Below are 8,023 nucleotides of genomic sequence, written 5' to 3'. Positions count from 1 at the left end.
CATTTTCAGGGTTCACTTCAAAGTATTCAGGTTCTTTATTCTTCTGATATATACGTGTATTGAGCTTTAATCGTGAAATAAAATAAGCACCACACTCGCTTATAGTATGTAAATCTTTTAAGTCGAAATATCCTAAATCACGTATACATACATCGTTCGGTTGAAGGGATGTTAAACAAGTAGAAGTATAAGTTTTATCATTGTGCTTTCCCGATCCTACATGAACATGAAGAAATTGACCACTTAGTAAATCATACTCTAGCTGAATTTTTACGCCAGCATTTTGACCGCTACCACCGGAACCTTGATATGTAGAGGCAAATTTATCCGGAACCTGAAAATGTGTAGAATCCAATACACGAATACGCCGAAAGTTGTTTGTATACAAAGTTGGAATCTTGCTAGAAGAACAAAATTGTTGGTGAAGTAAATGTGCTAAGAGTTGTTGTAAAAATTGCACAGCCTGAGAGTTAAAACGTTGATTGAGTCCTTCAGGACTCATAGAAATGCCCGTGTTAGCATCAAATCGACTACATAATTGCGTCAATGAAGTATGAGCTATATTGCGGCTTAACCAAACACATAGGGCTACTAAATCTTGTGCTCGATATTTACTTTTTCGTTGAACATATCCTACTTTTCTAGCTAACTGTTCCAAAGCATGTGGTGACATATATCGTTGCAACTCTTTAGAAAACAATTCTAGTTCATCAAAAATTGATAAATTCATATCAAAAACACCATCCTTTCCTATACTCTACCGAAAGAATAGTGTCTTTTTCGTGTTATGACTACAAAAATATAATTTTTATAAATCAAAAAAAATGCCCATAAGAGAATATATAATTACAGTTGAAAACAAGATAGTCATATGAAGAAGGGAATAAACAAACATTGATTTTGCCCATTTCTCTGGATCCATTTTTTTATAACCGAAGATACTTAAGATGAGCCACAAAATACTTAAAAGAAGTGCTACTAACATAAGGCCGAGGCTTAAAGAACTAAAAAGGAAACTCATTGCAATTAAAACGATTAAATAAATATTAGTTTGCATATATGTTCTTTTAACACCTTTGACTACTGGAAGCATAGGAACTTTAGCAGCCTTATACTCATCATGTTTGCGAATAGCTATGGCATAGAAATGAGGCATTTGCCAAATAACTGTAATTACAAAAAGACCAAGAATAGCAGGATGTGTAATGTCTGGATAAATAGCAGCCCATCCTATGAGAGGGGGCATTGCTCCTGAAATACTTCCAACCTCCGTATTATAAATTGTTCTTCTTTTGCTCCACATTGTATATGGGACAATATAAAAAAATAAGCCTAAAAATCCTAAGAATGCTGCTAGCAGAGTTGTTAATGCAAGAGCAAATAACCCGAAGATGGTCATTAAAGCGCCAAGCCATAATACAGTTTTGGGTTTTATTTCTCCTGTCACAGTCGGTCTACTTTTTGTTCTCTCCATAATAGAATCAATATCACGATCATATAAGTTATTAAAAGCCCCTGCTGCACCCATTACTAAAATAGAGCCAACCAAAGCAAAGATTATTTCCGGAAGTTTCTCAAACAAGCTAATCTGATATGTATATAATGCCAATGTCAATCCAGCAAACATTGGAATCAGGTTTGATTTAATAATTCCTGTTTTAACTGTTTGCGCCAAAATTTTTGCCAAAGTCTGTTTCGGTATTGTAAGGTTTTCTGTTTTTTGCATGATTCCCCTTCTCCCCTTTTACTAGATTATCTATAATTATCATGCTCAAATCTAAAATGACATTATTGAGTTTATTTCATACATATATACTAATTTAAATACCATATAGAATTTATATACTATATGGTATATTAGTTCCATATGGTATAATTGTCAAGATATGGAGGGAGAAGAATGATTAGACGAAGATTAACTCAAGAAGAAAGAAAGAAGGAAACAAGGCAATTGCTTTTAGAATCAGCTGTTGAGGTTTTTGCTCAATTAGGCTTTCACGGAGCTTCTGTTGATAAAATTGCAGAGTATGCCGGGTTTAGTAAGGGGGCCGTTTATTCTCATTTTAATTCCAAAGAAGAGCTCTTTCTAGCCATATTGGAAAAACAAATGCATTTACATGTGCATAACATCCATCAAATAATAGACAAACAGCATTCATTATCACATTTTATCGAAACTATAGATGAATATTCCCTTTCAATTAGGCAGAAAAATCGAACATGGAGCATGCTTAACATGGAATTTCTCCTTTATGCGATGCGTGAAGAATCGGTGCGCCATAAATGGTCTAATATGATAACGGACTCGGTAGAACAAATTTCCAAAGCCATCGAAAAATTGATGTCGAAGGAGAATGAATCTACACTATCTGCGGATGAAATGGCATGGACGATTCTTTCATTAGAGAATGGTATGGCTATATTTTATTATATTAGTGAAGAACGTGTGCCCCTGAATATATTCGGAAAAGCACTACAAAATATGCTCCTGTCTCCTCGGCAAAAAGATTAGAAAATTCTCTTGTCCAAACAGAGTTTAAATATACAAAGCTAGAAATATAGTACAATTGTGGACATCAAATATCGAATAAGATATATGGCTTTAGTGTACAAATGATGTGTAACCTTTTTAAAACTATTAAGTACAAGTTATCTAATAAAAGTCAAAAAATTATCTTAACATATATTAACTATACAATGATTACTAGAGAGTAGATCGATTATGCTTCTTATTATTAATCTATCAAGTTCTTTAGTTTGATAAAAGGAGGGTACATATCGTTTATCTCTAATATGTACTTTCTTTTACTTCATAATGATATTTATAATTTAGATCTTGATAATACACAATATCAACGTTTTTTCGGTAGTACATATGCTTTTCAAGTTAAGCTCATGCAACATCGATTATAGGAAAGGGTATTTCTTTTTTATAACGCCCCCTAACAAAAAAAATTATACAGTTCACCTCGGGAGGTCAATTCTCTCGTTTTGGGGTATTTGCTTTTCTTAGCTTGATGGTGATGGGGAAATTCGTCTCCTTAACTTGATGGGCATGCGGCAGGACCCCTATTATGAATAAATGATGTGGTACAACCTATGGTTAGAATTATACTTGCTATAATGATTGAAACTATGATATTTTTCTTTTTTAAATTCCCCATATTTCCCCTCATAGAATAAGAGAATGCAGTATAGATCAGCATACAAGCATTCCCTCGCTATAATCATGTTATTTTATGTATTTAGTTGTTAAGATTTTATTATAAATTAGCTTATTTTTTCAGTAACTTTATCCCCAATAAGCGACTTCATAGTTTTGAATTTTATTTATTACAACGTAATGTTTCTTTTGTTTATTATTTTTATCATATCCGCTTACTTTAATAAAACCTTCTAGTTCTAAATGGTGAATTTTGACATCGGTTACAACAAAATCTATATTCTCTTCTTTTTTCATGTGCTGTATTGCAACTTCAGTAGCTTTTTCTTTTGCAGCTTTTTCAATATTTCTGTCATGAATAAATTTTGCGGTACATCCTATAGTTAAAACGATAATTGCTAAAATGATTAAAATTATAATGTTTCGTTGTTTACTTTGGATCATCTAAATTCCAACCCATGACTAAATAATCTCGATTGTTATTTATTGTAACAAAGAAAGTCCTCTCTTTATCATTTTTAACATGGCCAGTGACTTCAATAAGTCCCCCCCTCAAGGCTGGCATAATTTCGACTTCAGTTACAATAACATCTACATGTTCTTCTTTCTTTATATGCTGTATTGCAACTTCAGCAGCTTTTTCTTTTGTTTGTTTTTCATTTTGGATACTTGATATAGTATAACCTACGACTAAAACAGTAATAGCTAAAATTATTAGAATTATAATATTTCTTTTTTTTGAAAAAACCATATTTTTCCTCCTAAAAAAATTTATAATATGATCATATTATAAATCTTTTTAGGAGGAAACTATGAGTAGTTCTATTAGTGATAATGCGTTAGTTGAATTATCAGGACAAAGTTATAGAAAAGCGGATAAGGTAGATATAAAAGTCGGAAATCATAGAGAGGTTTGGATACCTGTTAAAATACCTAGTTCTGTACCATTACATAATCCTATAAATAGTTTTGATGCAACCATTTATAAAAATGATGAAACGAAACAAATTGTTATTGCTTTTCGCGGTTCACAAGAGCCACGAGATTTTTATGACACGGATGCTTTCGATGTATTTGGGGGACGTTTTAAAAAAAATCAAGATAGCTTAGATAAGATGAATGCATTAGATCTCTCGTCGCTTCCTTTAACTGAGCAATTTAACTTTGCTGCAGCTAGAGAAAGAACTAAAAGGTCAGTAGAAGAAAGTCAATTTACTAATGCTGATGTTTTAACACAAGAGGTAAAGAAGTATATGGCAGATCCTAAAAATGGCCTAGAGGGGTATCAGCTTACATTAACTGGTCATTCTTTAGGTGGTGGTTTAGGTGAATATGCAGGGGTTATGAATAATGTGCCAGCTGTAAGTTTTGAAGCTCCAAATGTTATTGATTTATTACCTAAAGATAAAAAGGAAAAAGCGTTAAGGGGAGAATATCAAAATCTGATTACAACTTATGGAAATCCCAATGATACAGTATTTACGGGGTTTAAAGGGAATGATAATAAACAAAGAGGTCGTATTGGACATTTGTATTATACAGATAAGCCAGATGCGATAAATAGTAATTTTATTCATAAGATGAGTCGATATAATCCGATATTAACTGGTGCAATGATCGACTACAATATTGTGAGGCTTGTCATGACAGGTGCGGGACCGAATTATCATTCTATGGGTAATTATTCTTATGATAAATATGGTTTATTCAATATGCCAAATATGTATGATGGGGAAACCGGCCAAAGGCTTTTATCTTCTCCTCGTGCAGGTGAAATAAGGATTCGTCTATCGGTAGATGAGATAAAGCAAATTACGCGGGATTTAAAAAGGGAAATAGAAGATATAAATCAAAAGCTTACTGGAGCAAGTAATAAAATAATTAATGTATTACACGAATCGCCAGCTAGTGTAGATGGAAATTTAATTAACACGATAACTTATGCTGTTTATGGCTTTCAAAGAAGTTATATGGAGCCAGTTCGTTCAGCAGCGGACTTTATAGATCAACAAGCGGATAAATTCAAACAAGTAGATACTAAGAGTTAACAGAAGGGGAGGATTGTATGAAGAATTATGATGTTATTAATCATGCCGTAGATGTATTAGGCGCGCAAAATGATTTAGTGAAATGTATATCGGATTTAGAGAATCATAGAAAAAATTTAAGGTCTATAAAAACGGTTTTAGCTGACAGATGGGATGGCAATACTTCAAAAGAAGTTGAAAGAAGGCTTACTGAATTGGAAAGCCAACTTGTTTATAGAATTGACGCTTTTAAAAATATAGAAGGTGATTTAGAAAAGTATAGAAAGGCAACGGAAGCCCTGTCAAACCAATTTTTGATGATGGGTCCTAAGTATTAAAAAACACTCGCATCGGAGTGTTTTTTGTATTCTAATCATTATTTTATTGATAAAAAAATAAAAAGCCCCTTAAATCAGAGCTTTTATGCTATGGTTAAGTTACCTAAATTACTATTTTCTTGCACATGTTATCCCCATTGCATGTGCTTTTTTTGATTTACAAATTAATAATAACTTTTTTATTACTCCAGAAGTTAGGAGTGAATTGTAGTTTTAGTTTTTCTCCAACAGGTTGTTCAAACACAATAGTTCCTGCAACTTGTCCGTTTGGTGCTAATTGCCCAGAACTTAAAGCGGTATTTTGATTAACCAAGGAAAAGGTCATTCTAGTGATATTCCCTTTGCTGTTTCTCATTTCAAAGTCTAATGGATTGTATGGGATATCCTCTTTGCCACCGTTAAAGATATTTACAGATACGATCACGTATTCATTACCCTGTTTTGGTTTATCGATTTCCCCACCATTTGATTTCTTTACATCAGTAACAGTAACCCTATGGTCTCCAAGTTTAATTGTTTCCCCTACAGAGTATTCTTTCTTTAAGTCTTCTTCAGCATCTTTAACAACATTCCCCTCTGTTGTTGTTTCTTGTGCTTTGTATTTTGTTTTAGGATCACCAAATACTAGCATCATGATAAAAAATGTCATGATAGCTCCTAGGATTACAACTGCTCCCCATCCAACATATTCCCAAACTTTTGACTTTGTATTCGTTTCAGTTTCCACCCTTACCTCTCCCTTATATAGTTAGATTTTAATAATGAAATAGTATCAAATTTACCATTATTTGAATATGTAATATTTTAGGATGCATAAAAATAGAGAGCTGTGTTCGCTCCCTATTTTTAATTGTTTTTAGATAAGGTTATGCAGATACAGAAGCTTTTCCTTTACGGAAGATCCCCATCAATCCACCAATTAATAATAATACTCCTGGTAAGATGTAAATAAGTGAAATACAGATGAATCCACCGATAGCAGCAACGGTCATCATAATTCCACCGACTTTAGCATTCTTTTTAACTACTACACTGCCAACAATCCCTAAGATTGATAGAGCAACAGCTCCCCATCCCAGGCCAATTACCGTGTCTGCCCCGTCTGCTTCGAAAGCAGCTCCCATACCGCCGATTAATAAAGCGATAAATGCGCAAATAATACCGAAAATCCCTCCGATAAGTCCTAATACAAATTCAGTTGTGCGTTTCATAATTATTACTCCGTTCTTAATTTATTATTGAAGATTAATTCGAATTTCTTTTTCTGATAAGAAGTTTGGTTTGAAGATTAATTGAAGTTTAGGATCCCCTTGCTTTGATTCGAAGGCAATGGTTCCAGTTATTTTTCCGTTTGGTGCAAGCTTTCCGGAATTTAATTGGGTGTCTTGGTTAACCATAGTAAACGCTATATCTACAATATTACCTTCGCTGTTTTGTAAGCTAAAATCGTAAGGGTTATAACTTATTTCTTCTTTACCGCCATTTTCTATAGTTACATTAGCAATTAAAAATTCATGACCATCTTTAGGTTTTTCAAATTCTCCACCTGGTGACTTATCAACCTTGGTAACAGTTAATTTGTGGTCTCCTAGTTGAATTGTTTCTCCAATTTTAAATTCTTTTTTCTCTTCTTTCTTTTCAGTTGCTTGTTCTGTTTTGGTGTCATTTGATACTTTCTTTGCAGTTTCTTCAGTCTCTGCACATGCCGCTAAACTTAAAGCGAGCGCTCCAGCCATAGTAAGTGTACCCAGCTTTTTATACATTTTGTTTCCTCCAATTATGTAAAATGTAAGATTTCCAAAACCAATCATAACAAATCCAGTTGCAACTATTTTGTCGAATTTTGTTGAATGGAATAAAAAAAGAGAGCCGAAGCTCCTTTTTTATTGGATAGAAATTAAAGATGACTCAATTATATAACAATCAGGTGCGTCACCAATATAATCAAAAGGATAACAGGTTGTTAATGTTAATGTAGGTTCGTCCTTTTGTACAATAACCGTTCGATCTTCTGAGTCTGTTATCCAATGCTTGTTAATGTTATATGTATATGTTTTATTTTCATACTCTACGATAAGTTGATCATTTTCCTTTAGTTGGCAGAGTTCGGTAAATACAGTATCTCGATGTCCACTTAAAACAGTATGCCCGCTTTCAGATGGCGTAGTAGGGGTCACCATATCATTTTTGGAAAAAAACTTATCTTGGCAGCATTTTTAAAAGATAAATACATGTTCAGAAAGATAAAATTCAAAGATTAATTGAACATTGATTTATGTACACACTTTATGAGGTACCGCCAGCATTTAAAAAAAAACCCACGCTAAGGGTATTTAATTTCTGATTTATGTTATATTAGAATCATTGCATATTGAAAAGGAGATATAAAATGAAATTTAGATTTATTACGATTATAATCGGTATTTTATTATTAGGTGGATGTTCTTCGGTTTCAAATAATTCAAGTACTTCAAGTACTTCAAGTACTTCAAGTA

At 33.0% G+C, this 8,023-nt stretch carries 10 protein-coding genes and 1 pseudogene; 3 read left to right on the top strand and 8 right to left on the bottom strand.

Annotated elements, in window-relative coordinates; all coding sequences use genetic code 11:
- A partial coding sequence (locus CN288_RS19250; RefSeq protein ID WP_141527987.1) for an IS4 family transposase occupies nt 1-730 on the bottom strand: 730 nt, incomplete at its 3' end.
- A 78-nt stretch (nt 731-808) separates the two neighbouring features.
- Nucleotides 809-1,726 carry a heme o synthase gene (gene cyoE, locus CN288_RS19245; protein ID WP_098302887.1) on the bottom strand — a complete coding sequence of 306 codons (918 nt, stop codon included), beginning with the start codon at nt 1,724-1,726 and terminating at the stop codon, nt 809-811.
- A gap of 174 nt (nt 1,727-1,900) precedes the next feature.
- On the opposite strand from cyoE, the gene CN288_RS19240 reads away from it, so the two are divergent.
- The gene (locus CN288_RS19240; protein WP_098302886.1) at nt 1,901-2,512 is read left to right on the top strand and encodes a TetR/AcrR family transcriptional regulator; all 612 of its coding nucleotides are present in this window, start codon (nt 1,901-1,903) and stop codon (nt 2,510-2,512) included.
- Nucleotides 2,513-3,292: 780 nt separating this feature from the next.
- On the opposite strand, the gene CN288_RS19235 is transcribed toward CN288_RS19240, so the two are convergent.
- Together CN288_RS19235 and CN288_RS19230 are read right to left on the bottom strand one after the other, a co-directional pair.
- Nucleotides 3,293-3,607 (bottom strand): hypothetical protein, encoded by a 315-nt coding sequence (locus tag CN288_RS19235; protein ID WP_098302885.1) that lies wholly within the window; start codon nt 3,605-3,607, stop codon nt 3,293-3,295.
- Nucleotides 3,594-3,914 (bottom strand): hypothetical protein, encoded by a 321-nt coding sequence (locus CN288_RS19230; protein WP_098302884.1) that lies wholly within the window; start codon nt 3,912-3,914, stop codon nt 3,594-3,596. Before CN288_RS19230 ends, CN288_RS19235 begins: the two co-directional genes overlap by 14 nt.
- 61 nt (nt 3,915-3,975) lie before the next feature.
- On the opposite strand from CN288_RS19230, the gene CN288_RS19225 reads away from it, so the two are divergent.
- Both CN288_RS19225 and CN288_RS19220 read left to right on the top strand, forming a co-directional pair.
- On the top strand, nt 3,976-5,211 hold the full coding sequence (locus CN288_RS19225; RefSeq protein WP_098302883.1) for a hypothetical protein: 1,236 nt from the start codon (nt 3,976-3,978) through the stop codon (nt 5,209-5,211).
- A 17-nt stretch (nt 5,212-5,228) separates the two neighbouring features.
- Nucleotides 5,229-5,528, top strand: coding sequence for a hypothetical protein (locus tag CN288_RS19220; protein ID WP_098302882.1), 300 nt, complete (start codon nt 5,229-5,231; stop codon nt 5,526-5,528).
- 157 nt (nt 5,529-5,685) lie between these two features.
- Here CN288_RS19220 and CN288_RS19215 read toward each other — a convergent pair whose 3' ends face one another.
- The 4 genes and pseudogenes from CN288_RS19215 to CN288_RS19200 all read right to left on the bottom strand — a co-directional run.
- Nucleotides 5,686-6,255 (bottom strand): DUF4352 domain-containing protein, encoded by a 570-nt coding sequence (locus CN288_RS19215; RefSeq protein WP_255260019.1) that lies wholly within the window; start codon nt 6,253-6,255, stop codon nt 5,686-5,688.
- 139 nt (nt 6,256-6,394) lie between these two features.
- Complete coding sequence (locus tag CN288_RS19210) at nt 6,395-6,739, bottom strand: DUF4064 domain-containing protein (protein ID WP_098302881.1); 345 nt, start codon at nt 6,737-6,739, stop codon at nt 6,395-6,397.
- A gap of 24 nt (nt 6,740-6,763) precedes the next feature.
- Nucleotides 6,764-7,291, bottom strand: coding sequence for a DUF4352 domain-containing protein (locus CN288_RS19205; protein ID WP_098302880.1), 528 nt, complete (start codon nt 7,289-7,291; stop codon nt 6,764-6,766).
- A 120-nt stretch (nt 7,292-7,411) separates the two neighbouring features.
- Nucleotides 7,412-7,696: pseudogene (locus CN288_RS19200) on the bottom strand (sortase); the annotation flags it as partial.
- Nucleotides 7,697-8,023 lie beyond the last annotated feature (327 nt).

The organism is Bacillus sp. AFS023182 (genome assembly GCF_002560575.1).
Lineage (GTDB): Bacteria > Bacillota > Bacilli > Bacillales > Bacillaceae_G > Bacillus_A > Bacillus_A arachidis.
Note: the sequence above shows the minus strand (reverse complement) of the source record. Positions and strands in the feature narration are given on the sequence as shown.